At 41.5% G+C, this 23,983-nt stretch carries 21 protein-coding genes; all 21 read left to right on the top strand.

Going from position 1 to position 23,983, the window contains the following annotated elements; translation table 11 throughout:
• The first annotated feature begins 6 nt into the window (after positions 1-6).
• The 21 genes from KQH97_RS01310 (at position 7) to infC (ending at position 23,967) form a co-directional block, all read left to right on the top strand.
• The gene (locus KQH97_RS01310; RefSeq protein WP_216552273.1) at positions 7-1,146 is read left to right on the top strand and encodes a stage III sporulation protein AE; all 1,140 of its coding nucleotides are present in this window, start codon (positions 7-9) and stop codon (positions 1,144-1,146) included.
• A gap of 1 nt (position 1,147) precedes the next feature.
• Positions 1,148-1,618 carry a stage III sporulation protein AF gene (locus tag KQH97_RS01315; RefSeq protein WP_216552275.1) on the top strand — a complete coding sequence of 157 codons (471 nt, stop codon included), beginning with the start codon at positions 1,148-1,150 and terminating at the stop codon, positions 1,616-1,618.
• 3 nt (positions 1,619-1,621) lie between these two features.
• Positions 1,622-2,173 (top strand): stage III sporulation protein AG, encoded by a 552-nt coding sequence (locus KQH97_RS01320; protein WP_253286335.1) that lies wholly within the window; start codon positions 1,622-1,624, stop codon positions 2,171-2,173.
• Between the two features lie 18 nt (positions 2,174-2,191).
• On the top strand, positions 2,192-2,734 hold the full coding sequence (locus tag KQH97_RS01325) for a SpoIIIAH-like family protein (protein ID WP_038671921.1): 543 nt from the start codon (positions 2,192-2,194) through the stop codon (positions 2,732-2,734).
• Positions 2,735-2,860: 126 nt separating this feature from the next.
• Entirely contained in the window at positions 2,861-3,217 is a 357-nt protein-coding gene (locus tag KQH97_RS01330; protein ID WP_022286850.1) for an Asp23/Gls24 family envelope stress response protein, read from the top strand.
• 35 nt (positions 3,218-3,252) lie between these two features.
• Positions 3,253-3,666 (top strand): transcription antitermination factor NusB, encoded by a 414-nt coding sequence (nusB, locus tag KQH97_RS01335; protein WP_242843630.1) that lies wholly within the window; start codon positions 3,253-3,255, stop codon positions 3,664-3,666.
• Positions 3,663-4,604, top strand: coding sequence for a peptidase M22 (locus KQH97_RS01340; protein ID WP_216552277.1), 942 nt, complete (start codon positions 3,663-3,665; stop codon positions 4,602-4,604). Before nusB ends, KQH97_RS01340 begins: the two co-directional genes overlap by 4 nt.
• Positions 4,601-5,794 carry an exodeoxyribonuclease VII large subunit gene (gene xseA, locus KQH97_RS01345; RefSeq protein WP_216552279.1) on the top strand — a complete coding sequence of 398 codons (1,194 nt, stop codon included), beginning with the start codon at positions 4,601-4,603 and terminating at the stop codon, positions 5,792-5,794. Before KQH97_RS01340 ends, xseA begins: the two co-directional genes overlap by 4 nt.
• 13 nt (positions 5,795-5,807) lie before the next feature.
• Positions 5,808-5,996 carry an exodeoxyribonuclease VII small subunit gene (xseB, locus tag KQH97_RS01350; RefSeq protein ID WP_117857305.1) on the top strand — a complete coding sequence of 63 codons (189 nt, stop codon included), beginning with the start codon at positions 5,808-5,810 and terminating at the stop codon, positions 5,994-5,996.
• Positions 5,989-6,882, top strand: a complete 894-nt coding sequence (locus KQH97_RS01355) for a polyprenyl synthetase family protein (RefSeq protein WP_216552281.1) — start codon at positions 5,989-5,991, stop codon at positions 6,880-6,882. The genes xseB and KQH97_RS01355 overlap by 8 nt, the downstream gene beginning before the upstream one ends.
• A gap of 25 nt (positions 6,883-6,907) precedes the next feature.
• Complete coding sequence (dxs, locus tag KQH97_RS01360; RefSeq protein ID WP_195249289.1) at positions 6,908-8,764, top strand: 1-deoxy-D-xylulose-5-phosphate synthase; 1,857 nt, start codon at positions 6,908-6,910, stop codon at positions 8,762-8,764.
• The gene (locus KQH97_RS01365) at positions 8,757-9,563 is read left to right on the top strand and encodes a TlyA family RNA methyltransferase (protein WP_216552283.1); all 807 of its coding nucleotides are present in this window, start codon (positions 8,757-8,759) and stop codon (positions 9,561-9,563) included. Before dxs ends, KQH97_RS01365 begins: the two co-directional genes overlap by 8 nt.
• Before the next feature lie 19 nt (positions 9,564-9,582).
• Positions 9,583-10,458 carry an NAD(+)/NADH kinase gene (locus KQH97_RS01370; protein ID WP_118157064.1) on the top strand — a complete coding sequence of 292 codons (876 nt, stop codon included), beginning with the start codon at positions 9,583-9,585 and terminating at the stop codon, positions 10,456-10,458.
• A complete protein-coding gene (gene argR / locus KQH97_RS01375; protein WP_022286859.1) occupies positions 10,455-10,913 on the top strand; it encodes an arginine repressor in 459 nt (152 codons plus the stop codon). Before KQH97_RS01370 ends, argR begins: the two co-directional genes overlap by 4 nt.
• A gap of 21 nt (positions 10,914-10,934) precedes the next feature.
• Positions 10,935-12,605: a DNA repair protein RecN gene (gene recN, locus KQH97_RS01380; protein WP_117897271.1), complete on the top strand. Its 1,671-nt coding sequence runs from the start codon at positions 10,935-10,937 to the stop codon at positions 12,603-12,605.
• Positions 12,606-12,713: 108 nt separating this feature from the next.
• Positions 12,714-13,385 (top strand): vitamin B12 dependent-methionine synthase activation domain-containing protein, encoded by a 672-nt coding sequence (locus KQH97_RS01385; protein ID WP_046439282.1) that lies wholly within the window; start codon positions 12,714-12,716, stop codon positions 13,383-13,385.
• Positions 13,375-15,741 (top strand): homocysteine S-methyltransferase family protein, encoded by a 2,367-nt coding sequence (locus tag KQH97_RS01390; RefSeq protein WP_216552285.1) that lies wholly within the window; start codon positions 13,375-13,377, stop codon positions 15,739-15,741. The genes KQH97_RS01385 and KQH97_RS01390 overlap by 11 nt, the downstream gene beginning before the upstream one ends.
• Positions 15,742-15,801: 60 nt before the next feature.
• On the top strand, positions 15,802-16,038 hold the full coding sequence (locus KQH97_RS01395) for a hypothetical protein (RefSeq protein WP_117905343.1): 237 nt from the start codon (positions 15,802-15,804) through the stop codon (positions 16,036-16,038).
• 95 nt (positions 16,039-16,133) lie between these two features.
• Entirely contained in the window at positions 16,134-19,490 is a 3,357-nt protein-coding gene (locus tag KQH97_RS01400; protein ID WP_216552287.1) for a PD-(D/E)XK nuclease family protein, read from the top strand.
• Entirely contained in the window at positions 19,491-23,201 is a 3,711-nt protein-coding gene (locus KQH97_RS01405; RefSeq protein WP_216552289.1) for a UvrD-helicase domain-containing protein, read from the top strand. It begins immediately after the preceding gene.
• Between the two features lie 211 nt (positions 23,202-23,412).
• Positions 23,413-23,967 (top strand): translation initiation factor IF-3, encoded by a 555-nt coding sequence (gene infC / locus KQH97_RS01410; RefSeq protein WP_022286866.1) that lies wholly within the window; start codon positions 23,413-23,415, stop codon positions 23,965-23,967.
• Positions 23,968-23,983 lie beyond the last annotated feature (16 nt).

Below are 23,983 nucleotides of genomic sequence, written 5' to 3' on the forward strand. Positions count from 1 at the left end.
TAACATATGAAAAAAATAATTGCCACTGTCATCATAGTCCTTGCGGTCATGTTTACACCACAGGGAGTATATGCAGACAGTGAGGAACAGAACAATGAATATTATGACAGGCTCATAAGCGAAATAAACGAGGGACTTTCTTTTGAGGGTGATGAAGATGTAAAAACTGTACTTGAAGATAATAACATAACTTTGAAAGATCCGTCCTCTGCCGCAAATATAAGTGCTTCTGATGTGATAAAGCATATATTTGAAAGCTTTACCGCTGCTTTGCGAAGCCCTCTTATAATGCTCGGGAAAATAACAGCCGCCACTATGCTCTGCGTATTGGTAAGGTCAATGTCAGCTGAGGGTACAGTGGACAAGGTATTCACGCTCATATGTGTTCTTACCACAGTGCTTGTTATAAGCGATACTGTCACCGACAGTCTTTATTCTGTAAAGACTTCCATGGAACAAATGAACAGCTTCATGATGTCCTACATACCCATATTTTCAAGCGTGGCGACAGCAGGCGGTAGTGCGGCGGCAGGAGCAGGCTATTACGGCGTTATGCTGATAATATGTGAAAGCGCAGGTATATTGGCAGATACGATACTTGTGCCGTTTTTGTCGGCAGTGCTTGCAGTGACCCTTGTTTCTGCAATAAACCCATCTCTTGACCTTGGAAGCCTTGCAGAGTCGGTGAAAAAGCTGGTCATATGGTTGCTTGGCATTGTGATGACCCTTTTTACAGGGCTGTTATCTATTCAAAGCTTTGCAGGAGCGGCGGCTGATAATCTCTCCGCAAGAGCCGTTAAATTTGCGGCTTCAAGCTTTATACCTGTCATAGGCGGCTCGGTCTCTGAAGCTTATTCAGCGGTAAAGGGAAGTATAGGCGTAATAAGAACAAGCGTCGGTGTGATAGGCGTTATAATAATGTCTGTGATAGTTGCGAAACCTTTGCTTACGCTTCTTGCAGTAAAACTTGCAGTGTGGATAGGTGCGATCATAAACGATATTTTTGGCATAAGCAACAGTGGTGGACTTCTTAAAAGCATAAACTCGGTTTTATCAATTGGTGTGAGCATCCTTGCGGCTTATTCTATAATGTTCGTTATTTCCACATCAGTTGTAATAATGACAGCCATGAACACAGGAGCTTAAAATGAATACAGTTAAATCAGTGATATTTATTGCCTGCATTATAGGCGTGATAACTTCTATGACGGATATTGCCACACCTGAGGGAACTTTGAAAAAACAACTTAGATCGGTGCTTGCTGTGATACTTTTGCTTGCGGTCATAACGCCTGTAATGGGACATGGCTTCAAAGTCACCCTAAGCGACTATACAGAGCTTGCAGATCTGCCTGAGTTTGACAGCGTTTCAACAGCGACGAAACTTTATTATCTGTCCGAATCCGAAAGCAGGCTTGAAGAATATTTTTTGGATAAGCTGAATAAGAATGGCATAGAAAACGTCAGAGTGGACATAACCACAGATATAAATGAATATAATGGAATAGAGATAACAGCGGTAAGGGTGTATCTGACTAAAACAAGCGACAGAGGGCTTGTTGAAAAGCTTATTGCAGAAGATCTGCCTGATACTCAAGTTATCATTCAGGAGGAATAAACATTGCTGAAAAGTAAAGTTGAGGGGAAAATAAAGGCTCTTAAAAAGCTTCCTATGAAAACGAAGATAGTGATAGCCGTAGGTCTTGCAGGGATATTGCTTATATTTGTTTCTGAGATGTTTCCTGCTAAAAATACGGCAGAGAGCAAGAGCATTCCCACGGAAAGCGTTGCCACTGATGATACAGACAGCTACAAAAAGCAGATAGAAAAAGAGCTTAAAGATGTTCTTTCTCAAGTCAGGGGAGTTGGCGAGTGCAAGGTAATGGTGACAGTTGAGGGAACTACCGAATATGTTTATGCCGAAAATCTTACCAAAAGCACAGACAATAATGGTGACAGAACAAGCGACAGGTATGAAAACGAGATAGTAATAACTGATAATGACGGCAAAAAGGAGGCATTGGTCAGAAAAATAATAAAACCGCAGATATGCGGCGTTGTCATTGTTTGCGAAGGAGGTGAAGATATAAAAGTAAACGAACGTGTGCTTAAAGCGGTTTCGACAGTACTAGGTATATCAAGCAGTAAGATCTGCGTTGAGGGCAGAAAATAACAGAAAGAGGTAATAAAGATGAAAAAACCGACCATGATAATAGGCAAAAAGCAGATAATCCTTGCAGGAATGACGCTGATACTCGGTCTTGCAGTATACATAAATTATGCGGTATCGACCTCAGACGGCAAGATAAAGGCGACGGACGTTGTGAAAAGTCAAAGCGTGAATTACGGCGACGCACAGCTCGTAAGCACTGACAGCACTTCAGATTATTTTGCACAGGCAAGAATAGACAGAATGAATTCAAGGGACGAGGCGGTAGAAACATTAAAGAATATAATGAACGGCGGCGATTCCACAGAGGAAGAAAAGAAAGTCGCTGAAGAAGAAGCTTCAGCCATGACAGGGCTCATGGAGTCGGAGAGCAAGGTAGAGACACTCGTGAAAGCAGCAGGCTTTGAGGACTGTGTTGTTTATCTTGACGGTGACAACGCAAATATCGTTGTAAAGACCGACAGCGACGGGCTTGTTGCAAGCGAAGCGGCACAGATAAAAGATATCCTCCTTAGCGAAGTTTCAGTTGCAAATGAAAACATCAGAATTTATGATGTAGAATAAAATTTGTCAGCAAATAAAAAAAGTCCTTCAAAATACTTGTAACCTATTGATTTTTATGATATAATGGTTGTAAGTATAGATTGAAGGATTTCTTTTTTATATCTAAAAAGGGAGGCTTGGATAAATATGAATGATGTTTCAAAGAAAGTAGAAAAAAGCCTGCACATAAGTCAGGACGTTATAGCGCAGATCGTTACAAACTCTGTTAATGAGATAGAGGGCGTTTATGGTATCGCTCCTGTTATGAAGACTCCACGTCAGCTCTGGTTTAGACAGGAAAATTTCGGCAATATCAGGATAGGCCTTGTTGACGATGTGCTGTCAGTGTCTATAGGTATAATACTTTGCCGTGGAGCTAAGGCGGTTTCCGTTGCCGAGGAGATACAGGATAAAGTAAAAAGTGCAGTTCAGAATATGCTTGGACTTACAGTTGCAAAGGTAAATGTGACCATATGCGGAGTTGACCTTTCGGAAAAGGAATAGGATTCAGACAAATATAAGATGAAGGAAGTGTTTTTGTGCCAATTAAAAGGCGTGAAATAAGAGAATCAGCATTTTTGCTGATATTTGAGAAAATGTTTAGACAGGACGAGGAGCTTGACGATATTTTCATGTCTGCCATGGAAGTGAACGAGATCATCGTAAATGATGAAGTTAAAAAGCTCGTGGAAAATGTTTGCGAAAAGCAGGACGAGATCGACAGCATAATCAGCAAGTTCAGCAACAAGAGAACTGTTGAAAGAATACCTAAGATAAATCTTGCAATACTCAGACTTGCTATTTACGAGGCAATATATGAGGAGAACGTTCCTGTGAACGTTGCCATAAGCGAGGCTGTGGCTCTTGCAGGAAAATATGCCCTCGAGCCTGACGTTTCATTTGTAAACGGTGTGCTTGGCTCATTTGCAAAGGAACAAGAGGAAAAGCAGTGAGTTTTGTACTCGGAATAGACACAAGCAATTATACCACTTCATGTGCACTGCTTGATACTGCGGATATGAGCGTCAGGTCATGCAAAAAACTTCTTCCTGTCAAGCAGGGAGAGCGAGGACTAAGACAATCCGACGCCGTGTTTCACCATACGAAACAGCTTCCAGAACTTATGAAACAGCTTTTTGATAGAAGGTATGACTTAAGTGCAGTTGGGTATTCTTATGCACCAAGGTGTGCAGAGGGGTCGTATATGCCTTGCTTCCTTGTTGGAGAAAATGTTGCACAAGCTGTGTCACTTGCCTGTGGGGCTGACCTTGAAAAGACTTCGCATCAGGTGGGACATATACTTGCGGCACTTTATTCCTGCGGAAAGCTGGATATGCTCAGTTCTGAAAAGCCTTTTGCGGCTTTTCACGTCAGTGGTGGCACTACAGATCTTCTTTTGTGCGAGCCTGACAAGGCTAAGCTGATAAATATAACTCAGATCGGCGGAAGCCGTGATCTTAAAGGCGGACAAGCCATAGACAGAACAGGCGTAAGGCTTGGGCTGTCTTTTCCATGTGGTAAAGAGCTTGAAAGGCTTGCGTCTGAAAGCGAACATAAAATAAAGCCAAAAGCATCAGTTGACGGACTTTATTGTTCACTTTCTGGAATAGAAAATCAGTGCATGAAGCTTATAGACGAGAGCTGTTCGGTGGCTGATGTTGCGGCATACTGTATTGATTGTGTGTGCCTTGCGGTGGAGAAAATGACAGTTAATCTTCGCCATGAGTATAAGGATATACCTATTGTATACGCAGGCGGTGTGATGTCTAATCGCTTTATAAAAAGCAAGCTTGAAAAGTACGGCAGCTTTGCTGAGCCTGAATTTTCAAGTGATAACGCAGTGGGCGTTGCGGTCTATGCTGCGATCAGGAAAGGGAAGATCAAAATATGAGTTCAGTTATCACTGTTTCTCAGCTAAACAGATATCTTGCTTCAAAACTGCGGTCTGACCTTAAGCTGAAAGGCATTGCCGTCAAGGGCGAGATATCCAATTTTAATATACATTACAAATCAGGTCATGCCTATTTTACAGTAAAGGACAGCAGTTCTGCACTTAAAGCTGTTATGTTTTCAAGCAGTGTTTCAAGGCTTAAATTCGTGCCCGAGGACGGCATGAGCGTGCTTGTTATGGGCAATATAGAGGTCTATGAGCGTGACGGAGTTTATCAGATAATAGCTACGGAGATAGCACCTCTTGGTGTGGGCGTTATGCACATTCAGCTTGAACAGACAAAGAAAAAACTTGAAAAAATGGGCGTATTTGATGTGAACAAAAAAAAGAAAATACCCCTTGTTCCAAAGAAGATAGCTGTTGTTACGTCACTTACTGCGGCGGCTTTGCAGGATATAATACACGTTACAGAAAGGCGTTATCCTGTGTGCAATATCGAAGTTTATCCTGCACAGGTACAAGGTGCGGCAGCAGCACAGACTATATGCAAAGCACTTTCAGCGGCTGATAAAAGCGGTGCAGATACCATAATTTTAGCTCGTGGCGGTGGCTCTAGCGAGGATCTTATGGTGTTCAATGACGAGGCGGTGGCGCTGGCTGTTTACGCCTGCAATACACCTGTGATATCGGCTGTAGGTCACGAAACTGACACCACCCTTGCAGACTATGCCGCAGATATGCGTGCGCCAACTCCGTCAGCGGCGGCTGAGATTGCTACCCCTGACAAAGCGGATATACTTAATGCTGTGAGGCTTTTAAGGCAAAAGCTTGACAAGGCTATGGAGATTAAACTTGATAAGGCTGTGTCACAGATAGAAAGCTGTGATAAGCTTTTGAAATTATATTCTCCTGAGAAGAGATTAGAGCAGAGCGAAAAAGCAGTGTGCGACCTTGAAAAAAGGCTGTCACAGATCATGGAACGCAGGCTTGAAAAGCTGTCAGTTAAGCTTGACGGCTATGTTTCTTCTCTGAATATGCTTAGTCCGTTCAATATTCTGGGCAGGGGATATGCTATCGTTCAGAAAGACGAAAGCGTTGTCGACAGTGTATCAATGCTGAACGTTGGCGACGAGGTAAACATAAAGCTGTCAGACGGCAGTGTATCTGCTAAAATAACATTTGTCAAATGAAAGGCTGTTTAAAATGACTTTTGAAGAAAATCTTACAAGACTTAATGATATAGTTGGTCAGCTTGAAAATGACAAGCTTCCTCTTGAGAAAGCTTTGGAACTTTATAAAGAGGGGATAGATCTGTCGGTCGATTGCAAAAAAAGCCTTGAAAGTGCAAAGCTTTCCGTAAAGGCTATGAACGGAGATAATAGCGATGAATGATATGAACAAAGCCACACTTGATTATTATGTTGAGCTTATAGATAATAAACTGCTGGAGCTTACCCGCTCAAAGCCTGAGCTTCAGGGTCAGGTAGTTGAGGCTATGGAGTATTCTTTGCAGGCAGGGGGCAAAAGGCTCAGACCTGTGCTTATGCTTGAATTTTGCCGTATGTGCGGTGAGCGTCAGCCTGAAAAGTATGCAGAGATAGCTTGTTCTATTGAACTTATACACACTTTTTCTCTTATACACGACGATCTGCCTTGTATGGACGATGATGATTACAGACGTGGAAAGCTCTCATGTCATAAAGCTTTTCCTGAGAATATCGCACTCCTTGCAGGCGACGCAATGAATACCCTTGCTTTTGAGGTCATAGCCAACAGTGCCATGAACGGCGTTATATCTGCCGACAAGGCTGTTATGCTTATCTCTGTTCTGGCAAGAGCAGTTGGCACTGACGGCATGATAGGCGGTCAGGTGATAGACCTTAAATATGAAAATAAAGAAATAGATGTTGATACACTGAATATTTTGCAGACCTGCAAAACAGGCGCACTTATTGAAGCCGCTTGTGTAATGGGCGTTATACTTGGAGATAAGCTTGAGGCTATCCCCTTTGCGGCAGACTATGCTCAGGCAATGGGCAGAGCATTTCAGATAGTTGACGATATCCTTGACGTAACAGGCACTTTTGAGGAGCTTGGCAAGCCTATCGGCAGTGACAGCGAACAGCATAAAAACACATATGTATCCCTCCTTGGACTTGACAAGTCAGAACAGATAGCAAAACAACTGACAGTTCAAGCACTGGGTCATCTTAAATATTTTGAGGACAGCGTTTTCCTCACAGAGCTTACATCTGATATGCTTACAAGAAGAAGTTGATAAAAAGATTGGAGATCTAGATATAATGTCGGAAATAAAAAAGCCTGATATTTATAAAATGAATTTGCCTGCCGACCTGAAAAAGCTTTCCACTGCACAGTGTGAGGAGCTTTGCGGTGATATAAGGAAAATTCTTATAGATACGGTTTCAAAAAACGGCGGTCATCTTGCGTCAAATCTTGGTACTGTGGAGCTTACAATGGCTATCCACAGAGTTTTTGAATCACCTAAAGATAAAATCGTCTGGGACGTTGGTCATCAGGCATATACACATAAAATACTTACTGGTAGACTCAAAGAGTTTAAAACTCTCAGACAGGAAAACGGTATTTCGGGTTTTTGCAGACCTGACGAGTCGGTGCATGATGCTTTTATAAGTGGCCACAGCTCTACGTCTGTTTCTGCGGCGCTTGGAATCGCCACAGCAATGAAGCTGAGTGGTGATAAAACTCACCACGCTATAGCTGTGGTCGGTGACGGTGCTTCAACAGGTGGCGAGCTTTACGAAGGACTTAACAATGCAGGCAAAAGTGATACAAATATCATTGTTATCCTCAACTACAATGAAATGTCTATCTCAAAAAATGTTGGCGGAATGGCAAAATATCTTTCCTCCATGCGTACAAAAGAGAGCTATCAGCGCACAAAGGGCAGAGTAGAGAGAATGCTTGATAAGACGCCTGTTATAGGTAAACCTGTGAAAAATGCCGTTCGTAACTCCAAAAATGCGGTCAAGAACATGATACTTCACAGCACCATGTTTGAAGATCTTGGCTTTCACTATATTGGACCTATTGACGGACACAATCTTGAAGAACTTGAACAGGGACTTATGGCTGCAAAGGCAGTAAACAAGCCTGTTTTTGTTCATGTGAATACTATAAAAGGCAAGGGCTATGCTCCTGCAGAAGCTAACCCTGGAGAGTTTCACGGGGTCGGCTCCTTTGAGATAAAAACGGGCAATCCCGATGTCGTACTTTCTGACAGCTTTTCTTCTATAATGGGAAAAGAGCTTTGTGAAATGGGAGAAAAGAATAAACGTCTTTGTGCAGTCACTGCGGCAATGAAATACGGCACGGGGCTTCAATATTTTGCGAAGCGTTTTCCTGAACGCTTCTTTGATGTAGGCATTGCCGAAGAACACGCAGTTACTTTCTGTGCTGGGCTTGCTTCTATGAACTATGTACCTGTTTTTGCGGTGTACTCATCGTTTTTGCAAAGGTCATACGATCAACTTATCCATGATATGGCAATAGGAGGCTGTCATGCAGTTATATGCGTTGACCGCGCAGGTATAGTCGGTGATGATGGTGAAACACATCAGGGAATTTTTGATGTTTCTTTTCTTACCTCTGTGCCAAATATGAGGATATACTCCCCGTCTAATTATGACGAACTCAGGCTGTGCCTGCATAAAGCTGTTGAGGACGACAGTGGCATTTGTGCTGTGAGATATCCAAGGGGCAGGGATCAATCGCTGTATGATACATCTGATCCTGTTTCAACTTACGTTTATCGTCATATAGAGGGCGCAAAGGTTCTGCTTGTTACATACGGCAGGCTTGCAAATGATCTTTTTACAGCTATAGAAATACTCAGAAATCGTGATATAAAGTGCGATGTTATTAAGCTCGTGAATATTTTCCCTATAGACAATGAGGTGGTTGATATAATGTCAGCCTACGATGCTGTGCTGTTCTTTGAGGAAGCTTATTACTGTGGAAGTATTTCAGAGAAGTATGCTTCTATCTGCCCAAATGTGGCACAGTTTGCTATTGACGGTTTCGTGAAGCACGGAAAATGTGATGTGCTACTTGACGAGCTTGGTTTTTCAGCAGAGAAAATGGCTGATACAGTTGAGGGCTTTTTAAAAGATGAGTGAAAGACTTGATGTGTATATAGTTACGAACTGCGGCGTAAAAAGCCGAGAACGTGCCAAGCAGCTTATAAAAAATGGATTTGTGTCGGTAAACGGCAAGGTCTGCGTCAAGCCTTCTATATTGGTTGATGAGAACGACGGGGTGAAATGTAGGCCTGACGATATGAAGTTTGTCGGCAGGGGCGGACTTAAGCTTGAACACGCCTGCGATGTTTTCGGACTTGACTTGACAGGTAAAGTTTGTGCAGATATCGGTGCTTCAACCGGGGGATTTACTCAGTGTATGCTTGAACATGGCGCAGAATTTGTCTATGCGGTGGACGTGGGTCACGGACAGCTTGATGAAAGTTTGTGCAATGACAGTAGGGTGAAAAACTGTGAGGGCGTGAATGCACGATATCTGACAGCGGATTTTTTTGACAGACCTGTGCAGTTCATAAGTGGTGACCTTTCGTTTATTTCTCTAAAACTTGTTATAAAATCCCTTTGCGATTGTCTTTGCGATGGCGGCGAAATGGTTCTTCTTATAAAACCTCAGTTTGAGGCTGGCAAGCAGGCTCTCAATAAAAAGGGTATCGTCAAAGATCGTAAAGACCATGTGAGAGTGATAACCGAGCTTCTTGGCTGTTTTCGAGCAGATGGGCTTGCGGCTGAAAAGATAACAGTTTCACCTGTTAAGGGCGGCGACGGCAATCTTGAATATCTTATTCTACTTAAAAACGCTGACATGACGGCTGACAAGCTTGGTCAGCTCAATATAAAAGAATTTGTGAACGAAGCTTTTGATAGCTTCAAAGACTAAACGCAAGAGTGGTAATATTATGAAAATTTATCTTTATCCAAATCTTGATAAAACTCATTGCTTTGAGTATACGACCGCAACATATGAAAGGCTGCGCAAAAATGGTGCAAAACTTTTTATGGATACATGCTATAAGCACGTTTTCGGAAAGCTCGATATCACTTTCTGTAGCGAAGACGAGTGTGTAAAGCAGTGTGATATGATTATTGCAATCGGTGGTGACGGAACGATACTTAAATGCTCTCTTAAGGGCTGTGAGTTTGAGAAGCCTATACTTGGCATAAACTGTGGCAGACTCGGTTTTATGGCCTCTCTTGAACATTCACAGCTTGAATTGCTGGACAAGCTTTTTTCTGGAGAATATACCCTCAGCCGCCGAATGATGTTAAATGTAAATGTCGAATGTGGCAGTGAAAATAAGTCATATACTGCGCTTAATGATGTCGCAGTAACAAAAGCTGACGATTGTAAGATAGCCGATTTTGAGGTGTCAAAAAACGGCAGACTTATTTCTTCACTTCGTGCAGACGGCGTTATACTTTCTACAGCCACAGGCTCAACAGCCTATTCAATGTCCGCAGGCGGACCCATAATCGAACCTGAAATGAAGTGTATAGAGTTCACACAGATATGTGCTCACTCGCTTTTTGCAAGATCTATGATACTTTCAGAGGACAGCGTTATGAAAGTCAAGTGTCACACTAACAGTGGTTCTCACGCAATCGTCAGCGTTGACGGTAATAATGTTTTCAGACTTTCGGCAGAGGACACTGTGATAGTATCAAAGTCGAAGTATTTTGTTGAAATCATAGATATAAGCGGCGGCAGCTTTTTCTCGTCAATAAACAAAAAGCTTATGCAGCCGTTGAAGGAATCAGCGGAGGACGGCATATGAAAAATCAGCGTCAGAATTTGATAATGCAGATTGTCAAAGACGAAAATATCGGCACTCAGGAGGAACTTCGTGAAGCGCTTAAAAGGCATGGCCTGAAAGTCACTCAGGCAACAGTTTCAAGGGATATAAAGGAGCTTTCCCTTGTAAAGACCATTGGTTCAGACGGCAATTATAAATACAGCCTGCCTGCACTCAAAAAAGATATTGCAGAGCAAAACAACGGTATTTTCGGCATAATTTCAGACGCCGTTGTGTCAGTGGATCATGCGCTTAACACTGTTGTGGTGAAATGTCATACGGGCATGGCACAGGCGGTGTGTGCAAAGCTTGACAAGCTTGGGCTTGACAATGTTGTGGGAACGCTTGCAGGTGACGACACGATATTCATACTTATGCGGACAGAAAAAGATGCGTCCCATATGGCAGAGGAACTGAGATCCTCTATTATTTCTTAAACAGCAGAGGAATGATCTAAAATGTTAAGTGAACTTTATATTGAAAATCTTGCCGTGATAGAAAAGGCAACTATAGATTTTTCTGATAAGCTTAATGTTTTCACAGGCGAAACGGGAGCAGGTAAGTCTATACTTATAAATGGAATAAATGCTATCCTCGGTCAGCGTGTCACTAAGGATATTGTGAGAACAGGCACGGACAAGGCTGTTATTTCAGCGTTGTTTACTGACATTGGGGACAATGTTTTGCAGGTACTAGACGAGCTTGGTATAAGCGCAGAAGACGGACAGCTTTTCCTTACCCGTGAGATACGTTCAGATGGTGGAAGCGTTGCAAGAGTCAACTCGAGAGCGGTGAACGTTTCCGTACTTAAAGCTATCGGAGAAACGCTTGTAACTATCCATGGACAGCACGACAATCAGATACTCATGGCTCCTGAACGTCATATAGAGATACTTGACAGCTATGCCGAATCGGAAGCTCTTATAGAAGATTATCACAGCTCTTTCAGAGAGCTTCAAAGCATTGCAAAGAAGATAAACAAGATAAAAACTGAGCAAAGCAAAAAAGAGTTTCGCATGGCTGAGCTTGCTGATATTGTCGAGGAGATAAATGCGCTAAACATTCATGAAGGCGAGGATAAAGAGATAGAAGCAGAGCTTAACATCTCTAAAAATGCTGTTGCAATCTCTGAGGCTCTTTATATGGCAAAACAACTTCTTTCGGGCGATGATGACACAGATGGTGCAGTGGAGATGACGCAGAGAGCTTCAAAATCGGTTGAGGAATATACTGATATAATGACTGAGATATCGCCTATATATGACAGACTTAGTTCTGCGGCTATTGAAATGGAGGATATTTCCGAGGAGATAGGCTCACTTCTTGACAGCCTCGATATCGACCCGAAACGTTATGATTACCTTAATCAGCGTTCTGATGAACTCAGGCGTATCATGAAGAAATATGGACCTGAACTTGATGATGTACTGACTACTCTTGAAAATTCACAGAATGAGCTTGATGAACTGAGCGGAGCAGAGCAGAGCTTAGACGAGCTTAATAAAGAAAAGGAAAGACTTCTTGCGGAAGTATCAAAGAAAGCCAAAGCACTTTCAGACCATAGAAAAAAAGCAGGAGAGCGGTTTGTTTCTCAGGTAACAGAGGAGCTTGAATTTCTCAATATGCCAAAGGTCAAGCTGGTGGTTCAGCAGAAAACAGGCAAGCTCACCATAAATGGCATGGATAGCATAGAGTTTCTTATTTCTGCAAACCTTGGCGAAGAGCCAAAGCCTATTGCGAAGATCGCTTCAGGCGGTGAGCTTTCAAGGATAATGCTTGCACTGAAAAACGTAATTGCTGAAAAGGACAGTATCGGCACGCTGATATTTGACGAGATAGACACAGGAGTAAGCGGCAGAGCGGCTCAGAAGATAGGTATAAAGCTGAAACAGATATCTCGCCTTAGGCAAGTTCTTTGCGTGACCCACCTTGCTCAAATGGCTGTTATGGCGGATAATCATTTGCTTATTGAGAAAAATATACAGGGCGACAGGACAGTTACAACTGTTAGAACTCTCGATCATGAGCAGAGAAAGTATGAGATAGCAAGGATAATGGGCGGTGAAAATATCACAGAGCTTATGCTTGAAAATGCTGAACAGTATCTTAAAGACGCTGACAATATGTAACACAAAGTCCCTGATGATTGCGGGGACTTTTTTTGTGAACGTACATTTATTATTTATTGTTGTAAAATTCATAGTAATGTGGTATAATAACAATTGGTAGGTGATTATTTGAAACTTGAACATATAAACGTCAAAGAAGCTGTGAGATATATGGGAATGGGCAATAACAAGCCAGACGAACGCACGGCTTTGCTGATAGATGAATGTGAAAAAGAGCTTTTGAAGGTCATTGAGCCTAAATTTGTGTACAGAGTGTTTGATGTCGCTCATAAAGAGAACGGTGTTGAGGTCATCGGTACTCCGTTGTTTCTTGGCGGCAATGATATATGCAGACACCTTGAGGGATGCAGTAAATGCGTGCTTTTTGCAGCGACTATTTCTTCGGGCGTTGATAGAAAGCTTCGTGCTTATGAAGCAGAGGATATGGCTAAAGCTATGATAGCGGATTGCCTTGCAAGTGCGGCTGTGGAGCAGGTATGCGATATAGTTGACAACACTGTGAAAGAAAAGCTCAGCGGATATAATCAGACATGGAGGTTTTCTCCTGGTTATGGCGATCTGCCTATCAGCGTGCAGAGAGTTTTTCTTGACGTACTCAATGCGCAGAAATTTATCGGGCTTAATGCAACTGAAAATAATATACTGACGCCGAGAAAGTCTGTTACGGCGATAATCGGATTGTCAGAAAATGAAATATCAAAGGGCAGACGTGGTTGTGCCTGCTGTAATATGAGGGAAGTCTGTCAATTCAGAAAAAGAGGAGATCATTGTGGATTTTAGAACATTACTTAAAACAAAAGAATTTGTCATACTTGACGGAGCAATGGGTACGATGCTTCAGGCAAAGGGACTTGAAATGGGTGGCACCCCTGAAGCCCTTAACATAGACAAGCCTGATTGGCTGGTGGACATACACCGCCAGTATATAAACGCAGGCTCAGACATTGTTTACGCCAACACTTTCGGTGCAAACAGACACAAGCTTGAAAAGTGCGGATATACTGTCCAGCAGGCTATCCCTGCGGCTATAAAAAATGCTAGAAAAGCCTGTGAGGGTACTGATACCCTTGTTGCTCTTGATATCGGACCTATCGGACAGCTTTTAGAGCCAACAGGAACGCTCACTTTTGAAGAAGCTTACGATATTTATAAGGAGCAGATACTTGCAGGAGCTGACGCAGACCTTATCGTTTTTGAAACAATGACAGATCTCTATGAACTTAAAGCGGCTGTTCTTGCGGCAAAGGAAAACAGCGATCTTCCTATAGTCTGCACAATGACTTTTGAGGAAAATATGCGTACATTTACTGGCGTTGCCATAAGCTCCATGGCTTTGACTTTGGAGGGTCTGGGCGTTGACGCAATCGGTGTGAACTGCTCATTAGGGCCAAAGGAGCTTTATCCTGTTGTGGAGGAGCTTTGCAAGTGGACAAATCTCCCTGTTGTAGTAAAGCCTAATGCAGGACTTCCTGACCCTGTTACAAATGAATATAACTGTTCACCTGAAGATTTTGCAGAGTTTGCAGAAAAGCTTATCCCATTGGGAGTTAAGGTGCTTGGAGGTTGTTGCGGAACTAATCCTGAGTATATCAAAAAGCTTGCTGAAATGCTCAAAGGCAAGAAGCACGTCAGCGTGCATAATGATATTCCTGCCGCTTGCTGTTCACCGACACATACTGTGGTTATAGACCAGCCAAGAATAATCGGCGAACGTATCAATCCTACTGGCAAGAAACGTTTTAAAGAAGCACTGCTTGCAAATGATATCGACTATATTCTTGGTCAGGCTATCGAGCAGATACACGCAGGTGCGGATATTCTTGATGTAAATGTTGGTCTGCCGGGCATTGACGAAAAGAGTATGATGGTCAAGGCTGTTAAGGCTTTGCAGGGCGTTGTCGATGTGCCTTTGCAGGTGGATTCAACTATACCTGAGGTGCTTGAAGCGGCTCTGAGGGCTTATAATGGCAAGCCTATCGTCAATTCTGTAAACGCTGAGGACAGCTCCATTGAAAATGTTCTTCCTCTTGTAAAGAGATATGGTGCGGCTGTGGTAGGTCTTACTCTCGATGAAAACGGCATACCAAAGAGTGCTGACAAGAGATTTGAGCTTGCTAAAAAGATACTTGACAAGGCGCTTGAATACGGTATTAGAAAAGAAGATGTGTATATAGATTGTCTTACTCTTACCGCTTCTGCGGAGCAGGAAAATGTTATGCAGACAGTAAATGCAGTGGAGCGAGTAAAGAACGAGCTTGGACTTAAAACAGTTCTCGGTGTATCGAATATCAGCTTTGGTCTGCCTAGCAGAGAGATAGTTAATCACAACTTTCTTATGATGGCGCTCACAAAGGGTCTTGACCTGCCGATAATGAATCCTAATATTGATTCTATGACGGCAACTGTTCGTGCCTACAAGCTTCTGACAAACATAGATAAAAACTCTGTTGACTTTATTTCTCACTACGGTGGCGAGAAAAAAACTGCTCCTGCCGCAACAGGCGCAAAAGCTGAGATAGACTTGCCGTATGCTATCGAAAATGGTTTGAAGAAAGAAGCAGCTGACCTTACTGCAAAGCTTTTGCAGGAAACAGAAGCCATGAACATTGTCAACGATATGCTTATCCCAGCACTTGATAAGGCTGGTGCAGAATTTGAAAAGGGCAAGCTTTTCCTGCCACAGCTTATCCAGACAGCTTGCACTGCACAGGCTTGCTTTGAGGTAATAAAAAATTACATTCTGTCAACGGGTGAAAAAAGCGTTTCTAAGGGCAAGATAATCCTTGCAACAGTAAAGGGCGATATCCACGATATCGGCAAGAACATTGTAAAGGTACTTCTTGAAAACTATGGTTATGACGTTATTGACCTTGGCAAGGACGTTGACTATCAGACAGTAGTTGATTGTGCAATAGAAAATGACGTACATCTTATCGGTCTTTCTGCGCTTATGACAACAACTCTTGTGAGCATGGAAAATACAGTTAAGCTTCTTCGTGAAAACAATGTTGACTGCAAGATAATAGTAGGCGGTGCGGTTGTAACGGCCGATTATGCAGAGCAGATAGGCGCTGACTATTATGCAAAAGACGCAAAAGAGTCGGTAGATATCGCAAGAAAATTTTTCGGAAACTGAATAAAATAATTATGACCTCCCATAATCTGAACAACAGATATTTATGGGAGGCCATTTTTAATGAAAAAGTTTGTTACAGCTATCATCATTTCATTTGTCGTTACGGTAAGCTCTGCAGGCATCAAAGCCGCTGCTTTTTCCTCATCAAACCTTGGGGCAGCATTCGTTTTGAGCAATGTTATGTCAGATGAAAAAAACGATAAAAATGGCAGTGGTATAACTGTCATAGACGGCAATAGGGAAGATATAAAGTTTTCTTTTAAAATAGCCGAGATAATTAAAAGTCTTTTTAGCTAAGTGTACATTTATTTGTACTTGTATCAAAAGTACGATTGACTTTTGAGCCTTGCCGTGTTATTATATAAATATCAATCATAACGGAGGCTCATTCAATGGTAACAGTTATAAGCGGTGGTTCTCACAGTGGACGTGACAAAGTTTTCATAGATAAGATCAAGTCTGCTGTAAAAAACGGCGAGCAGGTCATGGTCATAATACCAGATCAGTTTTCTTTTGAATATGATAAAAAACTGTATGAACACCTTGGTGCGGCAGATTTCAACGTCATACAGACTGCAGGCTTTAACCGTATCGCTGAGTTCACAGAGAAGCTTTATGGCGGTAGGGCAAAAGAAAATGCCGATGATAACGTCCGCACTATCCTTATGTATAAGGCTGTAAGACGTCTTAAGCAGACCAAGGATATCCGCTTTTATAAAAAGAGTCTTGAAAAGGGCAGTTTCTTAGCCGAACTTAACGAACTTGTGAGCCAGTTTCGTGAAAGCGGAATAACACCGCAGGATCTAGCTCTTGCTGCTGAGAAGCAGAGCGGCTCTCTTGCCATGAAACTTTTTGATATCTCAAGGCTTTATGATTTTTACATGGATGAGCTTGAAAAGGCAGGAATGCAGGACACACTGTCGGCAATGTCAAGAAGTGTGGATCAGGTGAAGGAAAACGGATATTTCCGTGGAATGACAGTTTTTGTTGACGCTTTCAACGATTTCTCTTTTGATGAACTTAAAATGCTTGACGCTTGTATCGCACAGTGCAAGAGTATAACGTTCTCTCTATGTATCGACAATGAAAGCATTAGAAGATATGCAAATCACCCTTTTGCTGATACTCTTAAAACGTTGCAGCAGATAACAGATATTTCCGCTGATCATAATTACAAGGTCAACACGGTAGAGTGTTGTAACAGCTCATTTAGAGTCCCTGAACTTGAATATGTGAGCAAAGAGATTTACAACACCTGTAAAAAGCCATACGTCGGAAAGTGCGAAAATGTTTCTGTTATATCAGCAACGGATATTTACGAAGAAAGTGAATTTGTCAGTGGAAAGATATGGGAGCTTGTCAGAGAAAAAGGCTATAAATTCAGTGATATAGCTTTGCTTGCAAGAAACCTTAAAGATTGTGCTTCCGTTTTTGAGGGTACGTTTGACAGATATGAGATACCATATTTTTCAGACTGCAGTGACAGTGTTTCTTCATCATCTCTGGTGAGGTATATGAACTCGCTTTTCAAGTGCTTGCTTTCAAGAAAGTATTCCACGGACAATATTTTGAAATACATAAAATCGCCGCTTTTTCCAATGCTGAATATCGAGATATCAAATCTGGAAGACTATTGCATACGTTGGAGCGTTGAGGGTGATATGTGGCTCAGTGATTTTACTGTTGCAGGTGATCTCAGCGAAAAACAGCTTGAAAAAATAAACTGCTCAAGACGAAAGATAATTGAGCCTTTTGAAGCATTTAAAAGCAAACTTGTTAAAGACATTACAGCAGGGGAATTGTGCCGTGGGCTTTATGATCTTCTTGGCAGCATTGAGCTTTCTCAGCAGACCTTTTCTGTAGTAAAAAAAGCAGGAACTTCGGATAACGAAACTCAGCTTGAAATGGCAAGAGGATTGAAACAACTTTGGAACTCTGTTCTTTCGGCTATCAAATCCGTCTATGACTGCATGAATGACGAAGTTATCTCCCTCAGACAGTTTTATGAGCTTTTCAAGCTCATGCTTTCGCAAATGAGTGTTTCACGTCCTCCACAGAAACTTGACTGCGTAAGGATATGCGACCCGAGCCATTCAAGGCTTGAGGGCGTAAAGGCTGTCTTTCTTGTTGAGGTGAACGACGGCATATTTCCTGCGTCTTTAAGCTCTGGTGGACTTATCACAGAAAATGAAAAAATGATATTAGAGGGAAGCGATATTCATATCTCACACAGCGCAAGAAAATCTTTTCAGACAGAGAAGCTTGTGTGCTACAACGCTTTTACCCTTGCAGACGAAAAGCTCTATGTGCTTTATTCAGAATCTGACCTTGTAGGAGAAACTCACCACCCATCTGCGCTTGTTTCCGAGCTTAACGGAATGTTCGGCAAAACAAATACCAAAGCTCAGGACATGGGGCTTGATTTTTACTGCACTTCTTTCAGGACAGCTTACTATAAATATATGGAACATTCCCGTGATAAAAACGCTACAACTTCTGCGATTAGGTCTGTGTTGGGGTTATCGCAGGAATATGCCGAGAAACTTATGCGAACAAAGAATCTTCATGAAAACGGTGACTATAAGCTTGACGAAAAGACAGCAGAAAAGCTTTTCATGTCAGAACAGCCTGCAAAGGTCTCGCCTACTCAGCTTGATACATATTATAAATGCCCGTTCAATTATTTCTGCAAGTATGGTCTTGATCTTAAAACTGTCAGAAAGGCAGATATCGACGGGCTTAACAGGGGACTTATCATTCATCAGCTTCTTGAAAAGATAATGCGTAAAGGTGATGACGGCACAGGCTTTGACAAAGCTTTCCTTACTCTCTCAGATGATGAGATAAAAGAGTATATCCACAAAAACGTTACCGAATATATAAAGGAAAGCCTTGGTGGAATGTTCGGAAAATCTCCGTCATTTGTATTTTTACAGGAGCGTATGGAAAGCAATATCCTGCATATTATTCGTTTTATGCAGAATGAGCTTCTTCACTCAAAATTCAGGCCTGCGCTTTTGGAATACAAAATAGACAAGTCCGAAGGAGAAGACAGACTTATCATAGACGTAAACGGCAGAGATAAGATAATCCTTACGGGAATTATCGACAGAGTTGACGTTTTCGAGGATGAGAACGGTGAAAAATATGTGAGAATAATCGACTATAAAACAGGCTCTATAGACCTTAAATATTCAATGCTCTACAATGGCCTTAATTTGCAGATGTTCGTGTATCTTACCGCTTTACTTGAAACCAAAAATCCAGTGAATATAGACGGTGGATTGAAGCAGGCTGGTATCGTATACTACACGCTAGGAAACAAGCCTAAAACATACGAGCAGACAGCCGACGCTGACGTAGAAGAAGCCGAGAGCAGATCACGGCTAAACGCTTTCAAGCCTATAGGAAAAGTCGTTGATATAAAGGCTGTCACCGAAGCTTTCAGCTCAGAAGAAAATTACGCCTATGCGCCTTTTAAATATTCTAAAACCAACGGCATTTCAGGCACTGTTCCAGACGGCTTTTTTACAAAGCTCAGAGAATTTGCTATAGGCAAAGTGGCGCAATTTGGTGAACAGCTTTGCCAGGGAAACATTCAGGCAAGACCTGTGGCGGAAGCCTGCAAGCACTGTGATTTTCACGATATCTGCGGCAGGATAAACCAAGAGGACGTTACAGACGTGAAAGACAGAGTTTATGAAGAAAAACTTATGGAAGAATTAACTGACAGAAAGGAGAAAAAATAATTGGCTGATACAAAATGGACCAAAGAGCAGGAAAGAGCCATTAGTGACCGTGGCAAGGGCATTATAGTTTCAGCGGCGGCAGGAAGCGGCAAAACCACAGTGCTTATAGAACGAATGATACAACTTCTTTCTGATGAAAAAAATAAAATACCTGCCGACAGACTTCTTGCAGTAACATTCACAAAAGAAGCCGCTTCAAGCATGAAAGAAAAACTCAGCCGTGCTTTTGACGAACAGCTTCGCCGTGACCCTGAAAATAAGTGGCTGCTTAGTCAGCAAAATCTTATCCAGCTTGCGAGGATATCTACAATAAATTCTTTCTGTCTTGACCTTGTGAAAAGTAATCTACATGAATTTGATTTTCAGGGAGGACTTGATATACTTGATGACAGTGTACAAAATCTTATTTTGCAGGAAGCTATCACGCAGGCTTATGAAAAGCTTTGTGAAGAAGATTATGAAAGCTACAAACTGCTGAAAAACGCTTTTGCGGATAAAACTCTCAATGAAATCACCGACAATCTTTATAAATTCATGCGTTCACTGCCGTTTCCTAAGCGTTGGATAGCAGAGGTACATAAAAACTTTACTGATGATAAGATTTTTGACAGCTTTATAAAAGATAATATATGTGTAGCTCAAACAAAGCTTAAAGAAGCATTTTCAATGTATGAGGTTTTTGAAGAATATGCCTGCCGTAAAGAGATAGAAGGCATACCATTTATAAAACATATCAAAATGAATGAAACTGCCGACAGTGACAGAGAACTTCTTCATAGGTTAAGAAAGCTTCTTGAAAGCGGTGATATAGATACTATTGCTAAGTCAGATTGGAAATTCAGCACCATAAAAAGATTTCCCACGAACAAGGCTTTCAATGCATCACTTGACGATGATATTCGCATTAGATTCAAGGACAATTATGCCTTCTGTGCATCATACAGAAACAAATATAAAGATATCGTAGCTAAAATTACCGATATGTTCAATAACACAAAACTAATCATGAAGGAAAATATGCTTGAATCTGACAGAATATTTACTGTTCTGTGCAGGGTATGCGAAGATATAGACAAGATCTCACAAGAAATGAAGCTTGAACGAAATGGCGTTACTTTTTCTGACGTTGAGATAATGGCGAGAGAATTGCTTGTAAAAGATACCGAGAATGGACCTGTTCGCACGGAGCTTTGCGAGGAAATTCGCAGAAACAGGCTATATGAGCTTATTTTCATAGACGAGTTTCAGGACGTGAATAATCTTCAGGAGCTTGTTTTCCGCTCGCTTTCTGATTCTGATAACTTGGATATCATGGGCAAAAATGTTTTTGTGGTTGGCGATATAAAGCAGGCTATATATCGTTTCAGACTCTCAAATCCTGAACTTTTCAGCAAAACGAGAAATGACGCTTCCGCACCTGAAAACAGCGAACAGCTCGAGGCTATCTTGCTAAGCAAGAATTTCAGAAGTCGTGAGTCTGTGGTCGATTTTGTAAATTTTCTGTTCCACTATCTTATGACACAGCACACAGGTCAGGTGGATTATGATAGAAATGAAGAACTTCGATACGGTGAACTTTATGATGAAAATAACAAGCCTACAGAAATAATGCTCATACCTTTTGATAAGGACTACAAAAAGACAAATGGCTATTCTGTGGAGAACAAAGTGATAGCGCAAAAGATAAAGCACATGCTTGAAAACGGTGAGGAAGTCAAAGATCATGGCTCTCTAAGACCATGCCGTGCAGGAGATTTTTGTATACTTGTTCAAAAGAATGATGAAATTACCCTTATGGCAAAAGCCCTTGAAGAGGTAGGTCTGAAAGCATATTCTGAGGATACAAACGGATACATGAAGTCAAGAGAGATAACACTTGTGCTGAATATGCTCAGGGTAATTGACAATCCTATGAACGATATTGCAATGACAGCTATCATGATGTCGCCTATCATGGGATTTACGCCTGATGAAATGGCGGCAGTAACAGAAAAGTCAAAGAAGCCTAACAGCAAACTGAAAGACCATATCTATCAGGTGGTAGCGGCGTCAGCTTCTGCTGAGGACAGCCACGAAAAGGAAGCTACTCATATAAGCTTTAATAATAAAACATTGCAGGATAAGTGCATAGAGCTTAATAAGCTTATTAATTCCCTGCGTTATCTTTCAATGAGCATGGGTCTTGAACGGCTCATAAGAAAAATATATGACATGACCGACCTTATGGGGATCGTTTCGCTGTATCTTGATTCTGATAAAAAGCGAGCAAACCTTCGTCTGCTTCTTGAATATGCTTCATCCTATGAGCAAAATAGTCAAGAGGGCGTAACTGGTTTTCTAAGATATATCGACTCTGTGTCCTCAAATGAAAAAGCCTTTAAGCAGGCAATGACAGTAACAGAGGGCTCAGATTCCGTTTACATAAAGACCTACCATGCTTCAAAAGGTCTTGAATATCCATTTGTATTTTTATGTCAGCTTGACATACCGCTTATAAAGAAAGACAAAGGTTACTGTTCACATAACAAGCTGGGCTTTGCTTTTAGTTTTATGGATAACAGTAAACTTATGAGAAAAACTTCACTTTACTATGATAAGCTTTCAAAGGAATCAAAAGCAGAGGAAAAAAGTGAAAAACTCCGCCTGCTTTATGTTGGATGTACGAGAGCGAAAGAAAGGCTTTTTATAAGTTATGCACCGATTATTTACAGCAATACCACATATGACAAAGTTATCGAAAGAAAAGCAGGAATAGTTGACAGGCTTAGAAACATATACTCAAAGCAGGGAGATTCTCTTGAAAATGTTGTGGCGGACGCTGAAACGATGCTTGATTGGATAACAATCACGCTTGCACTTCACTCCACGGGTGATCAACTCACATCTTGGCTTGGCAGTGATAATATAGCTGTCAGCGGGGACGAATACCCTGAGCCTGAGATAATATATAATGAATACGGCATTGAAAATACAGAGCAGACACAGGAAGAAGATACAACTATTAGCGAAATAGGAGCGGACAAAACAATACTTAGAAATCTTCTTGACAAATTTGCATTTGAGTATGACTGGTCAGGAGTATCAACACCAGCAAAGCTTACTGTTACGGAGATAACTGCGGCTGAAAAAGAGAAGCAGACAGAGAAAACCGAACCTGAGTTTTATCCTAGTCTTCCACGGCTTGATGATGAGTTTGATAAACTATCAGCAGCGGAAAAGGGAACTTTTACCCACAAATTTATGGAGTTATCGGACTATGATAAGGCACATGAAAGCGTAAAAACAGAGCTTGAACGTCTTGTGAATCAGGGGTACTTCAGCCAGAAAGAAGCTGACGGAGTTTATGTTGAAGCACTTGAAGCATTCTTTAGATCTGATTTTTATGAGCGTGTGAAAAATTCCGATAATGTGATGCGTGAAAAGAAGTTTCTTGTTTCAATGAGCGATCTTGACTTAAGTGAAAATCTTCCTGAATATAATGGTAACAGCGGTATGCTTCAAGGTATCGCCGATTGTATCTTCCACGAGCCTGACGGATATGTTATTGTTGATTATAAAACTGACAGATTTAATGATTTGTCACAGCTCATGGGCTATAAAACACAGCTTGCACTGTATAAAGCATCGTTTGAGATGATACTCGGAGAGAAAATAAAAAGCTGTTATATTTATTCATTTTGGCTGCGGAAAGGGGTTGAAATCAAGCTCTGAATGTGATATAATGACATATAGAGAGCTTTGATAATATTTTTTTGAAATAATTTGAGAAAAGGTATTGACAAGTGGGTAAAAGTGTAGTATAATATCATGGTAAACAAAGCAGAACAATGTCCGTTCTCACCTTAAGCGCAGTTCTCTGTAGTAAAAAGGTCAACATGAATTTGCATATCAATGTGATTTTATGCGGGTACGGATCAGTTCTGTGCCCGTTTTATTTTATTTTTGGAGGTGCTGCGTCATTAGCAACAGGGAACATCAGATCAACGAAGAGATCCGTGATAAAGAACTCAGGGTCATAGACGTTGACGGAAATCAGCTTGGTATTTTAAGTGCTGACGAGGCTCTTAAAATTGCATTTGAGAAAGATCTTGATCTTGTAAAGATCGCTCCTCAGGCAACTCCGCCTGTATGCCGTATCATGGATTATGGCAAGTTCTGTTTTGAACAGACAAAGCGCGCGAAGGAAGCAAAGAAAAATCAGAAAGTTATCGAGATCAAGGAAGTTAGAATGTCATCTACGATCGACACTCATGATTTTAATGTAAAGGTCAATCAGGCTGTTAAATTCCTTAACGGAGGAGATAAGATAAAGGTTTCTGTAAGGTTCAAGAAAAGAACTTTGGCTCATCCACAGTTCGGTGAAGAACTTCTTGCAAAATTCAAAGACGCTATCTCTGAAGCCGGCGTTGTTGACAAGCCATCAAAAATGGAGGGACGCAGTCTTGTGATGTTCGTTTCTCCGAAAGTAAACAAGTAAAATAATAAGGAGGATA

This window comes from Ruminococcus sp. MSJ-25, from assembly GCF_018917825.1.
Taxonomy (GTDB): Bacteria; Bacillota; Clostridia; order Oscillospirales; family Ruminococcaceae; genus Hominimerdicola; species Hominimerdicola aceti.